At 59.5% G+C, this 14958-nt stretch carries 12 protein-coding genes; 10 read left to right on the top strand and 2 right to left on the bottom strand.

The window, feature by feature from the left end; all coding sequences use genetic code 11:
• Nucleotides 1–59 precede the first annotated feature (59 nt).
• The 3 genes from AC2CF9_RS16485 to AC2CF9_RS16475 are packed head-to-tail and all read left to right on the top strand — an operon-like array spanning nucleotide 60 to nucleotide 1624.
• Nucleotides 60–386: a YqcC family protein gene (locus AC2CF9_RS16485; RefSeq protein ID WP_150018615.1), complete on the top strand. Its 327-nt coding sequence runs from the start codon at nucleotides 60–62 to the stop codon at nucleotides 384–386.
• A complete protein-coding gene (truC, locus tag AC2CF9_RS16480; RefSeq protein ID WP_039379909.1) occupies nucleotides 386–1165 on the top strand; it encodes a tRNA pseudouridine(65) synthase TruC in 780 nt (259 codons plus the stop codon). Before AC2CF9_RS16485 ends, truC begins: the two co-directional genes overlap by 1 nt.
• Before the next feature lie 12 nt (nucleotides 1166–1177).
• On the top strand, nucleotides 1178–1624 hold the full coding sequence (locus AC2CF9_RS16475) for a flavodoxin (protein ID WP_484557486.1): 447 nt from the start codon (nucleotides 1178–1180) through the stop codon (nucleotides 1622–1624).
• Nucleotides 1625–1675: 51 nt separating this feature from the next.
• On the opposite strand, the gene garD is transcribed toward AC2CF9_RS16475, so the two are convergent.
• Nucleotides 1676–3235, bottom strand: a complete 1560-nt coding sequence (garD, locus tag AC2CF9_RS16470; protein ID WP_484557485.1) for a galactarate dehydratase — start codon at nucleotides 3233–3235, stop codon at nucleotides 1676–1678.
• A gap of 509 nt (nucleotides 3236–3744) precedes the next feature.
• Here garD and AC2CF9_RS16465 point away from each other — a divergent pair.
• The 6 genes from AC2CF9_RS16465 (at nucleotide 3745) to AC2CF9_RS16440 (ending at nucleotide 10738) form a co-directional block, all read left to right on the top strand.
• A complete protein-coding gene (locus tag AC2CF9_RS16465; protein WP_039379902.1) occupies nucleotides 3745–5100 on the top strand; it encodes an MFS transporter in 1356 nt (451 codons plus the stop codon).
• On the top strand, nucleotides 5097–6443 hold the full coding sequence (locus AC2CF9_RS16460) for an enolase C-terminal domain-like protein (protein ID WP_150018618.1): 1347 nt from the start codon (nucleotides 5097–5099) through the stop codon (nucleotides 6441–6443). The genes AC2CF9_RS16465 and AC2CF9_RS16460 overlap by 4 nt, the downstream gene beginning before the upstream one ends.
• A 10-nt stretch (nucleotides 6444–6453) precedes the next feature.
• On the top strand, nucleotides 6454–7785 hold the full coding sequence (gudD, locus tag AC2CF9_RS16455) for a glucarate dehydratase (RefSeq protein WP_484557484.1): 1332 nt from the start codon (nucleotides 6454–6456) through the stop codon (nucleotides 7783–7785).
• Between the two features lie 52 nt (nucleotides 7786–7837).
• Entirely contained in the window at nucleotides 7838–8605 is a 768-nt protein-coding gene (garL, locus tag AC2CF9_RS16450; RefSeq protein ID WP_039379896.1) for a 2-dehydro-3-deoxyglucarate aldolase, read from the top strand.
• Between the two features lie 18 nt (nucleotides 8606–8623).
• Nucleotides 8624–9508, top strand: a complete 885-nt coding sequence (gene garR, locus AC2CF9_RS16445) for a 2-hydroxy-3-oxopropionate reductase (protein WP_484557483.1) — start codon at nucleotides 8624–8626, stop codon at nucleotides 9506–9508.
• 90 nt (nucleotides 9509–9598) lie between these two features.
• A complete protein-coding gene (locus tag AC2CF9_RS16440; protein WP_484557482.1) occupies nucleotides 9599–10738 on the top strand; it encodes a glycerate kinase in 1140 nt (379 codons plus the stop codon).
• A 70-nt stretch (nucleotides 10739–10808) separates the two neighbouring features.
• Here AC2CF9_RS16440 and barA read toward each other — a convergent pair whose 3' ends face one another.
• On the bottom strand, nucleotides 10809–13538 hold the full coding sequence (gene barA / locus AC2CF9_RS16435) for a two-component sensor histidine kinase BarA (protein ID WP_484557506.1): 2730 nt from the start codon (nucleotides 13536–13538) through the stop codon (nucleotides 10809–10811).
• Between the two features lie 82 nt (nucleotides 13539–13620).
• Here barA and rlmD point away from each other — a divergent pair, with 82 nt between their 5' ends.
• Nucleotides 13621–14937 (top strand): 23S rRNA (uracil(1939)-C(5))-methyltransferase RlmD, encoded by a 1317-nt coding sequence (gene rlmD, locus AC2CF9_RS16430; protein ID WP_484557481.1) that lies wholly within the window; start codon nucleotides 13621–13623, stop codon nucleotides 14935–14937.
• The last annotated feature ends 21 nt before the right edge of the window (nucleotides 14938–14958 follow it).

Raw genomic sequence — 14958 nt, 5'->3', positions numbered from 1 at the left:
TTTTACGCCATCGGTGACGAGTGATATGCTTGCCGCCCATTATTTCACAGAGGCAACCTATGTCGACGCACACTATTACGCAGCGACTGCAGCAGGTCGAAGCAGTCATGCGCGAACACGATTACTGGCAGCAGAACGCCCCTGACGCGGCCGCGTTTAACAGCGACCAGCCTTTCTGCCTTGATACCATGGCACCGCTGGAGTGGCTGCAGTGGGTATTGATCCCGCGTATGTCAGCCCTGATCGCCTCCGGCGCGCCAATGCCTGCCGGTTTCGCCGTCGCACCCTATTATGAAGTTGCTCTGACTCCGGTCACCCCTGGCTATACCGCTCTGCTGATCGCGCTGCGTGAGCTTGACGCGCTGTTTGCGGAGCCAGCGCGCTGATGCTGGAGATTATCTATCAGGATGAGTGGCTGGTAGCAGTGAACAAGCCTGCCGGCTGGCTGGTGCACCGCAGCTGGCTCGATCGCAAAGAGAAAGTGGTGGTGATGCAGACGGTGCGCGATCAGATTGGTCAGCACGTCTTTACCGCACACCGGCTCGATCGCCCGACCTCTGGCGTGCTGCTGATGGGCTTATCGAGCGAGGCGGGCCGTTTACTGGCGCAGCAGTTTGAGCAGCATCAGATACAAAAAACCTACCATGCCGTACTGCGCGGCTGGCTGGATGGCGCGGCTACGCTCGATTATCCGCTGCTGGAAGAGCTGGACAAAATTGCGGATAAATTCTCTGCTGAACCGCGCGCACCGCAGCCTGCCGTCACGGATTATCAGGCGCTGGCGCAGACAGAAATGCCGGTGGCAATCGGTAAATACAGCAGTGCCCGGTATACCCTTGTGGAGATGTCACCGCGCACCGGGCGCAAGCATCAGCTGCGCCGTCATATGGCACACCTGCGCCATCCGATTATTGGCGACAGCGCTCACGGCGATCTGCGCCAGAATCGTGGCGCAGCGGCGCATTTCGGACTCGATCGTTTAATGCTGCACGCCAGCGCACTCTCGCTGACGCATCCTTTTACCGGAGAGCCGCTGGTGATCCGCGCCGGACTGGATCCGATATGGCAGCAGATGCTGCAGCAGTTCGGCTGGCAGGATCGGTTACCGGACGTTCCCAGGGTTGAGTTTGACGCTGAGGCAGTTCAGGATAAGCCAACAGCGTAAAGGAGCAGCAAGATGGCAAAAATTGGCATTTTTACAGGCACGGTTTACGGCAACGCACTGCTGGTGGCCGAAGAGGCGCAGCCGGTGCTGCAGGCGCAGGGACATGAGGTAGAAGTATTTGAGGATCCGACGCTGGCGGAGTGGCAGGCGTACAGCAGCGACGTCGTGCTGATTGTGACCTCAACCACCGGGCAGGGCGATCTGCCGGATAATATTGCCCGTCTCCATGCACAAATCCATGATGAGCTCGGCTATCAGCCGGCGCTGCGCTATGGCGTGATTGCGCTGGGTGACAGCAGCTATCAGCACTTCTGCGGGGCAGGAAAAACCTTTGATGCCACGCTCCAGGCGCAGCAGGCGCAGCGTATCGGTGACGTGCTGATGGTGGATGCCGTTGACCATCCGGAGCCTGAAAGCGTGACGACGCCGTGGGTGGAGAGCTGGGGTAAGCAGCTGTAGTGATCAGGGCCGCCCTGTATGGCGGCCCGATATTAACGGCTCTGTCCGGTATCAGGTTACCGGTGCCGGATTAAATACCGCCAGCTGGTTGCGGATCCCCCAGCGATCGGACCAGGTCTGCTGACGACCGCTGGCGATCTCCAGAATCAGCTCAAACAGACGCCAGCCTACCTGCTCAATACTCTCTTCACCGGTGGCGATAGTGCCAGCGTTGATATCCATCAGATCATGCCAGCGCCGGGCCAGCGCGCTGCGCGTCGCCATCTTTATCACCGGAATGGCCGCGAGGCCATAGGGCGTGCCGCGGCCGGTGGTAAACACCTGCAGCGTAATGCCGGAGGCCATCTGTTGCGTACCGCAGACAAAGTCGCTGGCAGGCGTAGCGGCGTAAATCAGCCCGCGCTGCGTAGGGCGCTGTCCCGGCGACAGCACTTCAGCAATCGGGCTGCGGCCCGATTTTGCGATCGATCCCAGCGCTTTTTCCACCACGTTTGCCAGCCCGCCTTTTTTATTGCCGGGTGAGGGGTTAGCGCTGCGATCGGTCTGCCCCTGATGCAGATAGTCGTCATACCACGCCATCTCTTCCAGCAGCCGTTTGCCCACCGCTTCATTAACCACGCGCGGCGTCAGCAGATGAATAGCGTCGCGTACCTCCGTCACTTCAGAAAACATGACCGTGGCGCCGCAGCGCACCAGCAGATCGGAGGCGAAGCCCACCGCCGGGTTAGCCGTTACGCCGGAAAAGGCGTCACTGCCGCCGCACTGGGTGCCGACTACCAGTTCAGACGCCGGACAGGGTTCCCGGCGGCGCAGATTGAGCTTTTTCAGATGACGTTCAGCGACCTGCAGGATCTCATCCACCATGGCACCAAAGCCGACGTGACGCTCATCCTGCAGACGCACAATATCGTTATCATCCAGCGAGATCGCCTGTACATCAGGCGTACCGGTCAGCAGCCGCTCCGGCTGGAGCTTTTCACAGCCGAGGCTGACAATCATCACCTCGCCGCCGAAATTGGGATTCAGCGCAAGATTATGAATGGTGCGGATCGGCACGACGGCAGCCGGGGCGTTGATCGCCACGCCGCAGCCATACAGGTGATTCAGCGCGACCACCCCATCCACGTTGGGATAGCGCGGCAGCAGATCGCGTTCAATAAGCTGCACAACATAGTCCACGACGCCCGCCACACAGTGGACGCTGGTGGTAATGCCAAGCAGGTTGCGGGTTCCCACGCTGCCGTCTGCATTGCGATAACCATCAAAGGTATAGCCTTCCAGCGGCGGCAGTTCGGGCGGGACGTTGGTTGCCAGCGGCAGGCTGCTGAGCGGTGGCGCCTCGGGCAGGGCTACCAGCGACTCATCTATCCAGCTGCCGCGCGCGATAGCGCGCAGCGCCGTGCCGATTATTTCGCCATAGCGCAGAATCGGTGCATCCTGAGCGATATCCTCCAGCGCGACTTTATGCCCCTGGGGCACATGCTCAGTCAGCTGCAGCCCGTCGGCAAAGCGTGTGCCCGCGGGCAGGCCCTGGTCGTTGACGACAATCGCAACGTTATCCGCTTCATGAACTTTTATATAGAGTGGTTTTTCTGTAACGGGTCGGTTCATTGCTCACCTTCCGGATAGCCGCACTGTGCATAGCAGTGCGATAAATAGTGGTTCTGGTCACGTCATCAAAGTCAGCCGACTCCAGTATAAGCAGCACGCGCCCGCCAGCGCATTGTGCAACTGTCCGGCTTTTAGTCCGTTTCTCTCCCGCACTTTGGTGGTTTTAACCAAAAGCAAGTGAAGGTGCTCACAAAGCGCTCTTTGACTGTCTGTTTTTTGTGCATTTATGGCGCTGCGATTGGCGTTTCGTGAGCCATCACGCAGCAGGATGTGCATATGCCACAAAATCTTTTTTGTTTTGACTGAATTGTCGTGCTTTCTTCCAGTGTTTCAGCCGCGGGCTGTTTTTATACTGATATCCGTTCTTAGAGGTTTGGTTACCTGTCACGACGCATCAACGTTCGCCATAACAACAATCGCCGTGTTTAACCCGACATCATTCTGATACCCAACGCGATGTGTATGCAGTCAGAGTGAATGTAGCGTTCGCTATATTTCAGGAGTGCATCATGAATAGTTACAGCCAGACGGCAGAGGCGGTGCAGAAACGTACCAACGCCCGCTACTGGATCGTGGTGATGTTATTTATCGTCACCTCATTCAACTACGGCGACCGCGCCACCATTTCCATTGCCGGATCGGCGATGTCCAAAGATATCGGTCTCGACTCTGTCGGGCTGGGCTATATCTTTTCCGCTTTCTCATGGGCCTATGTGATCGGACAGATCCCGGGCGGATGGCTGCTGGATCGCTTTGGATCCAAGCGCGTCTACTTCTGGAGTATTTTCCTCTGGTCGCTGTTTACTCTGCTGCAGGGCTTTGTCGATCTCTTCAGCGGCTTTGGCATTGTGATTTCACTGTTCCTGCTGCGCTTTTTGGTCGGTCTGGCTGAAGCGCCTTCCTTCCCCGGTAACAGCCGTATTGTCGCGGCCTGGTTCCCGGCCCAGGAGCGCGGAACGGCGGTCGCCATCTTTAACTCTGCACAATACTTCGCCACGGTGATCTTTGCGCCCATCATGGGCTGGCTGGTCTCTGAAGTTGGCTGGGCACACGTATTCTGGTTTATGGGCGGTCTCGGCATCATCCTGAGCTTTATCTGGCTCAAAGTGATGCACGATCCCAACAACCACCCCGGCGTGAATAAGGCGGAGCTGGAGTACATGGAGCAGGGCGGCGCGCTGATCAATATGGATGCGAAAAAAGCCGATCGCAAAGTCAGCCGCGGTGAAAAGTGGGATCAGATCAAACAGCTGCTCTCTACCCGCATGATGTGGGGCATCTATCTCGGCCAGTATTGCGTCAACGCGCTGACCTACTTCTTTATTACCTGGTTTCCGGTCTATCTGGTGCAGGCACGCGGTATGTCGATTCTGAAAGCGGGCTTTATCGCTTCCGTGCCGGCGATTTGCGGCTTCCTCGGCGGCGTGCTGGGCGGCGTGATTTCCGACTACCTGATGCGCAAAACCGGCTCACTCAATATTGCCCGTAAAACGCCAATTGTTATCGGCATGCTGCTCTCTATCAGCATGGTGATGTGTAACTACACCGAAACCGAATGGGTTGTGGTGCTGTTCATGGCGCTGGCGTTCTTCGGAAAAGGCATTGGTGCGCTGGGCTGGGCGGTGATGGCCGACACGGCACCGAAAGAGATCAGTGGCCTGAGCGGTGGCCTGTTCAATATGTTCGGCAACTTCTCCGGTATCGTCACGCCTATCGCGATTGGTTACATCATCGCCACCAGCGGATCGTTTGAGGGCGCGCTGGTGTATGTCGGGATCCACGCTTTTGTCGCCGCCTTTAGCTTCCTGTTTATTACCGGTGACATTAAACGCGTTGAACTGAAACCGTATAAGGAGCCGAAATGAGTACGCAAAGTACACCTGTCATCACTGACATGCAGGTGATCCCGGTTGCCGGTTACGACAGTATGCTGCTTAACATTGGCGGCGCGCATAACGCCTGCTTCACGCGCAATATTGTGGTGCTGACCGACAGCGCCGGCCATACCGGACTGGGCGAGGCGCCGGGCGGCGATACGATTTATCAGACGCTGCTGGCGGCAGTACCCCAGGTTAAAGGGCAGCAGATTGCACGTATGAACCGGCTGGTGCAGCAGGTGCATAAGGGCAATCAGTCCGCGGATTTTGACACCTTTGGCAATGGTGCCTGGACCTTCGAACTGCGCGTAAACGCGGTAGCCGCGCTGGAGGCGGCGCTGCTGGATCTGCTGGGGCAGCATCTGGGCGTACCGGTAGCAGAGCTGCTCGGACCGGGCCAGCAGCGCGATGAGGTCACCGTGCTCGGCTATCTGTTTTATATCGGCGATCGTCACAAAACCGATCTGCCGTATCGCAGCGGTGATGCCGCCAGCCACGACTGGTACCGGCTGCGGCATGAGGAGGCGCTGACGCCGGAGGCGGTAGTGCGTCTGGCAGAGGCGGCGCAGGATAAATATGGCTTCAAAGATTTCAAACTCAAAGGCGGCGTGCTGCCGGGTGAAGAGGAGATCGCCTCGGCGGTGGCGCTGAAGCAGCGCTTCCCGGAGGCGCGCATTACCGTCGATCCCAACGGCGCCTGGCATCTGGATGAGGCGATCGGGCTCTGCAAAGGCCTGCAGGATGTGCTGAGCTATGCAGAAGATCCCTGCGGCGCGGAGCAGGGCTACTCCGGTCGTGAAGTGATGGCGGAGTTTCGCCGCGCCACCGGGCTGCCGGTTGCCACCAACATGATCGCGACCAACTGGCGTGAAATGAACCACGCCGTGATGCTCAACGCGGTCGATATTCCGCTGGCCGATCCTCACTTCTGGACCCTGAGCGGCGCAGTGCGCGTGGCGCAGCTCTGCGACGAATGGGGACTCACCTGGGGCTGCCACTCCAATAACCATTTTGATATCTCGCTGGCGATGTTCACCCACGTGGGCGCGGCCGCCCCCGGCAAGCCAACCGCGATTGACACGCACTGGATCTGGCAGGAAGGCGATCAGCGCCTGACGCGCGAGCCGCTGCAGATCCGCAACGGCAAAATTGCCGTGCCGGATAAACCGGGGCTGGGTATTGAGTTGGATCGGGACCGCCTGCAGCAGGCGCACGAACTCTATAAGTCACTGCCGGCCGGCGCGCGCAACGACGCCACCGCGATGCAGTATCTGGTACCCGGCTGGGCATTTGATCGCAAGCGTCCGGCATTTGGGCGCCGTCCTACATAAGGAGCAGGAAATGAGTCAGACCCCTAAAATCATCGCTATGCAGGTTATTCCGGTTGCCGGACACGACAGCATGCTACTCAACCTGAGTGGGGCGCATGCGCCATTTTTTACCCGCAATATTGTGATCATTAAAGATAACGCCGGGCATACCGGCGTGGGTGAGATACCGGGCGGAGAAAAGATCCGTCAGACGCTGGAGGATGCCGCCGCGCTGGTGATCGAAAAAACCGTCGGCGAATATAAAAATATCCTCAACCTGGTGCGGAGCACCTTTGCTGACCGCGATGCCGGCGGGCGCGGCAGCCAGACATTTGACCTGCGCACGACTATCCATGTGGTAACCGGTATCGAAGCGGCGCTGCTCGATTTACTCGGGCAGCATCTGGGCGTAAACGTCGCGTCGCTGCTGGGCGATGGCCAGCAGCGCGACCGCGTCGAGATGCTTGGCTACCTCTTCTATATTGGCGATCGTCGCAAGACCTCGCTCGCCTACCAGAGCCAGGAGAGCGATCCGTGCGACTGGTATCGCCTGCGTCATGAAGAGGCGCTGACGCCAGATGCGGTTGTGCGGCTGGCAGAAGCCGCCTATGAGAAATATGGTTTTAACGATTTCAAACTCAAAGGCGGCGTGCTGCGCGGCGGCGAAGAGGCTGAGGCGGTTACCGCACTCGCCAGACGCTTTCCGGAGGCGCGCATCACGCTCGATCCCAACGGCGCCTGGTCGCTGAATGAGGCCATTCTGCTGGGCAAACAGCTGAAGGGCGTGCTCGCCTATGCAGAAGATCCCTGCGGCGCAGAGCAGGGCTACTCCGGCCGCGAGGTGATGGCGGAGTTCCGCCGCGCCACCGGGCTGCCGACCGCAACCAATATGATCGCCACCGACTGGCGGCAGATGGGCCACACGCTATCGCTGCAGTCGGTGGATATTCCGCTGGCCGATCCGCACTTCTGGACCATGCAGGGTTCCGTGCGCGTGGCGCAGATGTGCCACGACTTTGGCCTCACCTGGGGTTCGCACTCCAATAACCATTTTGATATTTCGCTGGCGATGTTTACCCACGTTGCCGCCGCCGCGCCGGGCGCGATTACCGCTATCGACACCCACTGGATCTGGCAGGAGGGTAATCAGCGCCTGACCAAAGAGCCGTTTGTCATTAAAGGCGGCATGGTACAGGTACCGCAGAAGCCGGGGCTTGGCGTGGAGCTGGATATGGACCAGGTGATGCAGGCAAACGCGCTGTATCAGAAACATGGCCTGGGCGCGCGTGACGACGCTCAGGCGATGCAGTTCCTGGTACCGGACTGGACTTTTGATAATAAGCGTCCCTGCCTGGTGCGCTAACGCTTCAGGCTCCCTGAAAGGGGGCCTGCCGTCATATACAGGAGTAAACAGAATGAGTAATGCCTGGCCAAATACATTTCGCCGCCGCCTGCTGGCAGGAGAGACCCTGATTGGCAGCTGGTGCGCCCTTGCCAGTCCGCTGACTACTGAAGTGCTGGGGCTGGCAGGCTTCGACTGGCTGGTGCTGGACGGTGAACATGCGCCCAACGACATCACCACGTTTGTCCCGCAGCTGATGGCGCTGAAAGGCAGCAGCAGCGCTGCGGTGGTACGTCCGCCGTGCAATGAACCGGTGATCATTAAACGCCTGCTTGATATCGGCTTCTATAACTTCCTGATCCCCTTTGTGGAGACAGAAGAGGAGGCGCGCCGCGCCGTTGCTTCAACCCGCTATCCGCCAGCGGGCATCCGCGGCGTGTCAGTTTCACACCGCAGCAATATGTACGGCACGCTGCCGGACTATAACGCCACGATTAACGACAACATTACGCTGATGGTGCAAATCGAAACGCAGCAGGCGGTGGACAACATTGATGCGATTGCCGCCGTTGACGGCGTGGACGGGATTTTTGTCGGTCCGGGCGATCTCTCAGCCGCGCTGGGCTATCTGGGCCAGCCTGCGCATCCTGAGGTGCTGAAAGTTATTCAGTACCTGTTTGAACGCGCCAAAGCCGCAGGCAAGCCGTGCGGCATTCTGGCACCGGTAGAGGCGGACGCGCGGCGCTATCTGGAATGGGGCGCCACCTTTGTTGCCGTCGGCAGCGATCTCGGGGTTTTCCGCAACGCCACGCAGGCGCTGTGCAACAAATTTAAACTGTAACGCAGAAAGGGGAAGGCAATGAAAATTGGATTTATCGGCCTCGGTATTATGGGCAAACCGATGAGTAAAAACCTGGTCAAAGCGGGTTACACGCTGGTGGTGCGCGATCACAATGCAGGCAATGAGGCGGAGCTGGCCGAACTGGGTGCGACGATAGCAAAAACGCCCAAAGAGGTGGCAGAACAGGTGGATGTGGTGATCACCATGGTGCCTAACTCGCCGCAGGTGCAGGAAGTCTGCCTGGGCGCGGACGGCATCATTGAAGGTGCAAAACCTGGCCTGATTGTGATTGATATGAGTTCTATCGCCCCGCTGGCCAGTCGTGAGATCCACGACGCGCTGGCAGAAAAAGGGATCCGTATGCTTGATGCGCCGGTCAGCGGCGGTGAGCCAAAAGCGATCGAGGGCACACTGTCGGTGATGGTGGGTGGCGATAAAGCGATCTTCGACCAATGCTTTGAGATTATGAAAGCGATGGCGGGTTCGGTGGTGCATACCGGTGATATCGGCGCCGGCAACGTGACCAAGCTGGCAAATCAGGTGATTGTGGCGCTGAACATCGCAGCGATGTCTGAAGCGCTCTCTCTGGCAACCAAGGCGGGCGTGAATCCGGAGCTGGTTTATCAGGCGATCCGCGGCGGCCTGGCGGGCAGCACCGTGCTTGATGCCAAAGCACCCATGGTGCTGGATCGCAACTTCAAACCTGGTTTCCGTATCGACCTGCATATCAAAGATTTAGCCAATGCGCTGGATACGTCACACGGCATTGGCGCACATCTGCCGCTGACGGCCGCGGTGATGGAGATGATGCAGGCGCTGAAAACCAGCGGTCAGGGCTCCGCCGACCACAGCGCGCTGGCTTGCTATTATGAGAAGTTAGCGCAGGTTGAGATCGCCCGGTAAAGCCGCTCTCCGGCGTCTGCGGAGGCCGGAGAACAGGCTGCGTGAGCAAAGCAGCATACCGTTACGTTACCCATCGCGCCTGGATTGCCTATGAAAATTGTCATCGCACCCGATTCATATAAAGAGAGTCTGTCTGCCCTGGATGTGGCTGCCGCAATTGAAGCGGGTTTCCGCGAGGTTTTCCCGGCCGCCGAGTATGTCAAAATCCCGGTTGCCGACGGCGGCGAGGGCACCGTTGAGGCTATGGTAGCCGCCACCAGCGGTACGCTTGTCCGGCTGACCGCAACCGGCCCGCTGGGCGAGCCCGTGGCGGCGTTTTATGGTCTATCGGGGGATGAGCGCACCGCGTTTATTGAGATGGCTGCCGCCAGCGGCCTGGAACTTGTGCCGGTGGCGCAGCGCAATGCGCTGATCACCACGTCGTGGGGCACCGGTGAGCTGATTAAAAACGCGCTCGATCGCGGCGTAGAGCACATCATCATTGGCATAGGCGGCAGCGCCACCAACGATGGCGGCGCCGGAATGATACAGGCGCTGGGCGCCCGGCTGCTGGACAGTACCGGCCGCGATCTGGCGCCGGGCGGCGCGGCGCTGGCGCAGCTGGCGCAGATCGATATCAGCGGAGTGGATGCGCGAATCAAAGCGTGCCGCTTTGAGGTCGCCTGCGATGTTACCAATCCGCTGACCGGGGAAAAAGGCGCCTCGGCGGTGTTTGGCCCGCAGAAGGGCGCCACTCCGGCGCAGATCGCGCAGCTGGATCGGGCGCTGGCCCACTACGCTTCGCTTATTCAGCGCGATCTGGATATCGACGTGCTGCATATTGCAGGCGGCGGTGCGGCGGGCGGTATGGGGGCGGCGCTGCACGCATTCTGTCAGGCTGAGCTGCGCAGCGGCATTGAGATTGTGACGGAGGCGCTCGGGCTGGCGGAGCAGGTCAGAGATGCCGATCTGGTGATCACGGGGGAAGGGCGCATCGACAGTCAGTCTGTGAATGGCAAGGTGCCGATCGGCGTGGCGCGGGTTGCCAAACAGTTTAATAAGCCGGTGATTGGTATCGCCGGCAGCCTGACCTCTGACGTGGGGGTTGTACACGCTCACGGCCTTGATGCGGTCTACAGCGTACTGTTCAGTATCTGTTCTCTGGAAGAGGCGCTGGCCAGCGCGGAACAGAATGTGCGCATGACGGCGCGTAACGTTGCGGCAGCCATCAGGATAGGTAAAGGGCTGTAGGCCGGATCGCGATGCGCGGCGGCTGAGGCCGGTATGGGCGCCGCCGTAAAGATCGTTCTGGCACGTTATTTTACGCCAGCGCCAGCCGCTTACGCGCCTCGCGCGCAACGTTGGCCATCTCATCACTCAGCTCCAGCAGTTCCGGCTCCAGCGCGGCAATATCACTCGCCTGGTGCAGGCTGCCTTCCAGCTGCTGGCAGAGCTGTTTCAGGCGGGGGACTCCGCTGTAACTGGCGCTGCCGTGCAGCTTATGAATAATTTCACGCAGCCTGTTTACGTCACCTTCAGCCATACAGTGCGCCACGCGCGCCTCCACCTCAGGCAGGAAATCGAGCAGCATCTGTAGCAGATCGCGCGCCAGCGCCGGTTTGCCGGCCGCCTGACGCAGCGCCAGTGACCAGTCAAGCGAGACGGCAACCCCCGCCGCGGGCGGCTGAGAGGCGGGCGCAACCGGCAGATAGCGCTGCAGCAGCTGAGCCAGACGGGTTTCATCAATGGGTTTTGCCAGATAGTCATTCATGCCGGCGGCAATCAGCTGCTCGCGCTCGCCATCCAGCGCGTGCGCCGTTACCGCAACGATTGGCGTGCTGGCGTGCAGCGGCAGGCGCCGGATAATCTCGCTGGCCTGAATACCGTCGATGTCGGGCATCTGTATATCCATCAGGATCACATCCAGCCGCTGCTGCTGCGCGGCGCGGATAGCCTGCTCTGCGTTGTCACACAGAATGATATTTTCAACCTGCTCCTCCAGCAGCGCGCCGATAAGCCGGAGGTTAGCCGGGTTGTCATCCACCGCCATCACCGTCAGCGGCTGACGCGGCAGCGGGGAGATCAGGCGGTGCTGACGGCTGCCGATATCCAGCAGCAGCGGGATAAAGCGCGTCAGCGAAACCGGTTTTGCGATACAGCCGGCAATGCCCCGCGCACGCAGATCGTCGGCAAACAGCATCATCTCGCTCGGCAGCGCCAGCAGTACGGCATCCGCGCGATCGCACAGCTGCTGGATCTCCGTATCGGTCAGCGTTGCCGGGTGCGGCTTAGCGACCGGCATGCCCAGCAGCAGCAGGGGATAGTGGCGTTCCGGCAGCGCAGCCAGGCTGGGATAATATTCTACCCTGAGCGGCGTGATACTCAGCATCTCCTGCACGACGCGCGCCACCGCCGGATGGGGCTCGACATAGGCCAGCGTTGTGGCGTGCAGGTCATCCAGCACGCGCGGAATGGTGGGGGCGTTCGGGTTAAGATTGAGCCGGACGCGCACCCGGAAAACCGACCCCCGATCGGGCTGGCTGTGAAAAGCGATTTCGCCGCCCATCTCCTGCACCAGCTTCTGGGTGATCACCAGCCCAAGACCCGTGCCGCCGTGCCGGCGGGTAATACTGGCATCCGCCTGGCGAAACGCCTGAAACAGCTGCGGCTGCTGCATTTCCGGAATGCCGATGCCGGTGTCATGCACCTGAATCTCCAGTTCCGCCTGCGTGGCGCTGAGATGCTGCAGCTCAACGCGCAGGTCGATATGCCCCTGCTCGGTAAACTTGATGGCGTTACCAATCAGGTTGATCAGGATCTGCTGCAGCCGCAGCGGATCGCCGATAACGTTGTCAGGCACGCTGTTTTGCAGGCAGACGGTGATCTCCAGCCCTTTCTCATGCGCGGAGGGCGCCAGCAGCACCAGCGTCTCATCCAGCGTGGCGCGCAGCGGAAAAGGAATCGATTCCAGCACCAGCTTGCCCGATTCCAGACGCGAGAAATCCAGCACATCATTGATGATGCTCAGCAGATTATTGGCGGAGCGCTCAATCGTACTCATATAGTCGCGCTGGCTGGTGCTCAGGCTGGTTTTCAGCATCTGGCGGCTGAAGCCGATCACGCCATTGAGCGGCGTGCGCAGCTCGTGAGACATGTTTGCCAGAAACTCGGATTTAATGCGGGCCGCCTCCTGAGCGCGTTTCTTTGCCAGATCCAGCTCGACGTTCTGAATCTCCAGCTGCTCCAGCGTTTCGCGCAGATCCCAGGTGGCCTGGTCGATATTTTGCTGCATCTCTTCATGGTAGGCGGTCAGCGACATCGCCATCGCGTTGATGCCGTTTTTCAACATGCTGAGCTCGCCCAGCATATAGCCCTCCACCCGGCTGTCGAGCTGGCCGCGCCGGATGCGATCCACGGTAGCAACCATATTGCGTATCGGGCCGGTCACATCGCGCATCAGACGATAGGCGAACAGCATGGCGAGGCAGAGGCAGAACAGCAGCAGCAGCGTGGCGACAAATACCTCTTTATACTGCGCCAGCCGGACCGACTGCAGATCCAGCTCAATGGCGACATAGCCCAGGGGATTACCGTCGGGTTTGGTCTGTTCATCCGGCTGCTCATCGGCGGAGTAGCGTTCAGAGATAATCGGCGTGCGCAGCACCAGCAGATTGCCCTGGCGTTCATGCGTTACGCCCTCGCGCAGCTGCGTCATATCCTCTTTTTGCAGCAGCGCCAGGTTCTGCTTGCTGTTGGATGTGGCGTAAACGCGATTCTGGTTGTCGAAAACCGTAATGGCACGGACAATATCGGAATGGCGCCGGTGCAGCAGGCTGACCAGCTCGTGGATCGCATCGCGATCGTGCCAGCTCATCCCATACTCACTGGATACCGCCAGCGGTTCGATAATATTTGCGCCGGCGTCGTAGACCTGGCGCTGCAGTTCGTTGTAGCGGTGGACGACAAAAAAGGTGCTGAGCAGCAGACCAATCAGCAGCGTTGGCGCCAGTATTAAAATCATCATCCGCGCCCGCAGGCTGTATTTGGTCATCACAATGCCCTGGCGATAGCCGTGTCCCTGTGCACGCGTCGTGGCGGGCGGCACAACCTGATTAAAAGAGAATACAATTACTATGGCGCAATTTTACGCCGCAAAACAGCGGCCGACGACAAAGCAGCGGATCGCCGTCACGGTCGATGAGCTCGATCCGTTCGGCCAGGGCGTGGCACGCTATCAGGGGAAAACCCTGTTTATCAGCGGTGCGCTGCCGGGCGAACAGGCAGAGGTTACGCTGCTGGAAGATAAACGGCAGTTTGCCCGCGGTAAAGCGATAAAGATCGCACAGCCCAGTCCGCAGCGGGAAATTCCGCGCTGCCGCCATTTTGGCGTCTGCGGTGGCTGCCAGCAGCAGCACGCCGCCGTTGCACTGCAGGAGAGCAGCAAGGCGCACGCGCTGAGCCGCCTGCTGAGCCGCGACGCCGCTTCTCCGGTGGCCGTTGAGGAGATTATCCGCGGGAATAGCTGGGGCTATCGCCGGCGCGCCCGGCTCGGACTGCAGTGGCAGCCGAAACAGCAGCGGCTGGTGATGGGGTTTCGTCAGGCGGCCAGTCATGCGCTGGTGCCCCTGCAGCAGTGCCCTGTTTTGGTGCCCGAACTTGAAGCATTGCTGCAGCCGCTGCACCACTGCCTGAGCGCGCTGCAGGGGGTAAGGCGGCTGGGGCATGTAGAGCTGGTGCTGGCAGACAACGGCCCGCTGATGGTGCTGCGTCATCTCGACGCGCTTTCTGCGCGCGATCGCGCAGACCTGGAACGCTTTTCGCATCAGCACTCGCTGATGCTGTATCTGGCTGACGGCAGCGATGAGCTGCAGGCGATTAACAGCAGCGAGCCCTACTACCGCTCGCAGGATTTAACGCTAACCTTTAGTCCACAGGACTTTATTCAGGTTAACGATCGCGTTAATCAGCAGATGGTGGCAACAGCGCTGGCGTGGCTCGATCTGCAATCCGATGACAGCCTGCTGGATCTTTTCTGCGGCATGGGGAACTTCACCCTGCCGGCAGGGAAATCTGTACAAAATGTTGTAGGTGTGGAGGGGGTTGCAGCATTAGTTAAGCAGGCAGAGTATAATGCCGCGCTTAACAATCTAAGCAATGTACGCTTTTTCCAGCATAATCTGGAAGAGGATGTTTCGCGTCAGCCCTGGGCGGCGCAGGGATTTAATAAGGTGTTACTGGATCCGGCGCGAGCCGGGGCGGCGGGCGTGATGTCGCATATTGTTAAACTTGCGCCGGAACGTGTGGTCTATGTTTCCTGTAACCCGGTGACACTTGCGCGCGACAGTCAGGTACTGCTGGCCGCGGGCTACCATCTGGAAAGGGTCGCGATGCTGGATATGTTCCCACATACCAGTCATCTCGAATCCATGGTGTTGTTCAGCAAAACATAAGCGACAGTTATGTCGCTGTGG

This window comes from Pantoea sp. SYBGC1, from assembly GCF_057197005.1.
This window is presented reverse-complemented; position numbering and strand designations above follow the sequence as displayed.

What these genes read in the sequence shown, in the direction of transcription:
- garD (WP_484557485.1), bottom strand. Translation starts at nt 3,235, where the DNA reads ATGAACCGACCCGTTACAGAAAAACCACTCTATATAAAAGTTCATGAA.
- truC (WP_039379909.1), top strand. Translation starts at nt 386, where the DNA reads ATGCTGGAGATTATCTATCAGGATGAGTGGCTGGTAGCAGTGAACAAG.
- AC2CF9_RS16460 (WP_150018618.1), top strand. Translation starts at nt 5,097, where the DNA reads ATGAGTACGCAAAGTACACCTGTCATCACTGACATGCAGGTGATCCCG.
- AC2CF9_RS16440 (WP_484557482.1), top strand. Translation starts at nt 9,599, where the DNA reads ATGAAAATTGTCATCGCACCCGATTCATATAAAGAGAGTCTGTCTGCC.
- barA (WP_484557506.1), bottom strand. Translation starts at nt 13,538, where the DNA reads ATGACCAAATACAGCCTGCGGGCGCGGATGATGATTTTAATACTGGCG.
- AC2CF9_RS16465 (WP_039379902.1), top strand. Translation starts at nt 3,745, where the DNA reads ATGAATAGTTACAGCCAGACGGCAGAGGCGGTGCAGAAACGTACCAAC.
- AC2CF9_RS16475 (WP_484557486.1), top strand. Translation starts at nt 1,178, where the DNA reads ATGGCAAAAATTGGCATTTTTACAGGCACGGTTTACGGCAACGCACTG.
- gudD (WP_484557484.1), top strand. Translation starts at nt 6,454, where the DNA reads ATGAGTCAGACCCCTAAAATCATCGCTATGCAGGTTATTCCGGTTGCC.
- garR (WP_484557483.1), top strand. Translation starts at nt 8,624, where the DNA reads ATGAAAATTGGATTTATCGGCCTCGGTATTATGGGCAAACCGATGAGT.
- rlmD (WP_484557481.1), top strand. Translation starts at nt 13,621, where the DNA reads ATGGCGCAATTTTACGCCGCAAAACAGCGGCCGACGACAAAGCAGCGG.
- AC2CF9_RS16485 (WP_150018615.1), top strand. Translation starts at nt 60, where the DNA reads ATGTCGACGCACACTATTACGCAGCGACTGCAGCAGGTCGAAGCAGTC.
- garL (WP_039379896.1), top strand. Translation starts at nt 7,838, where the DNA reads ATGAGTAATGCCTGGCCAAATACATTTCGCCGCCGCCTGCTGGCAGGA.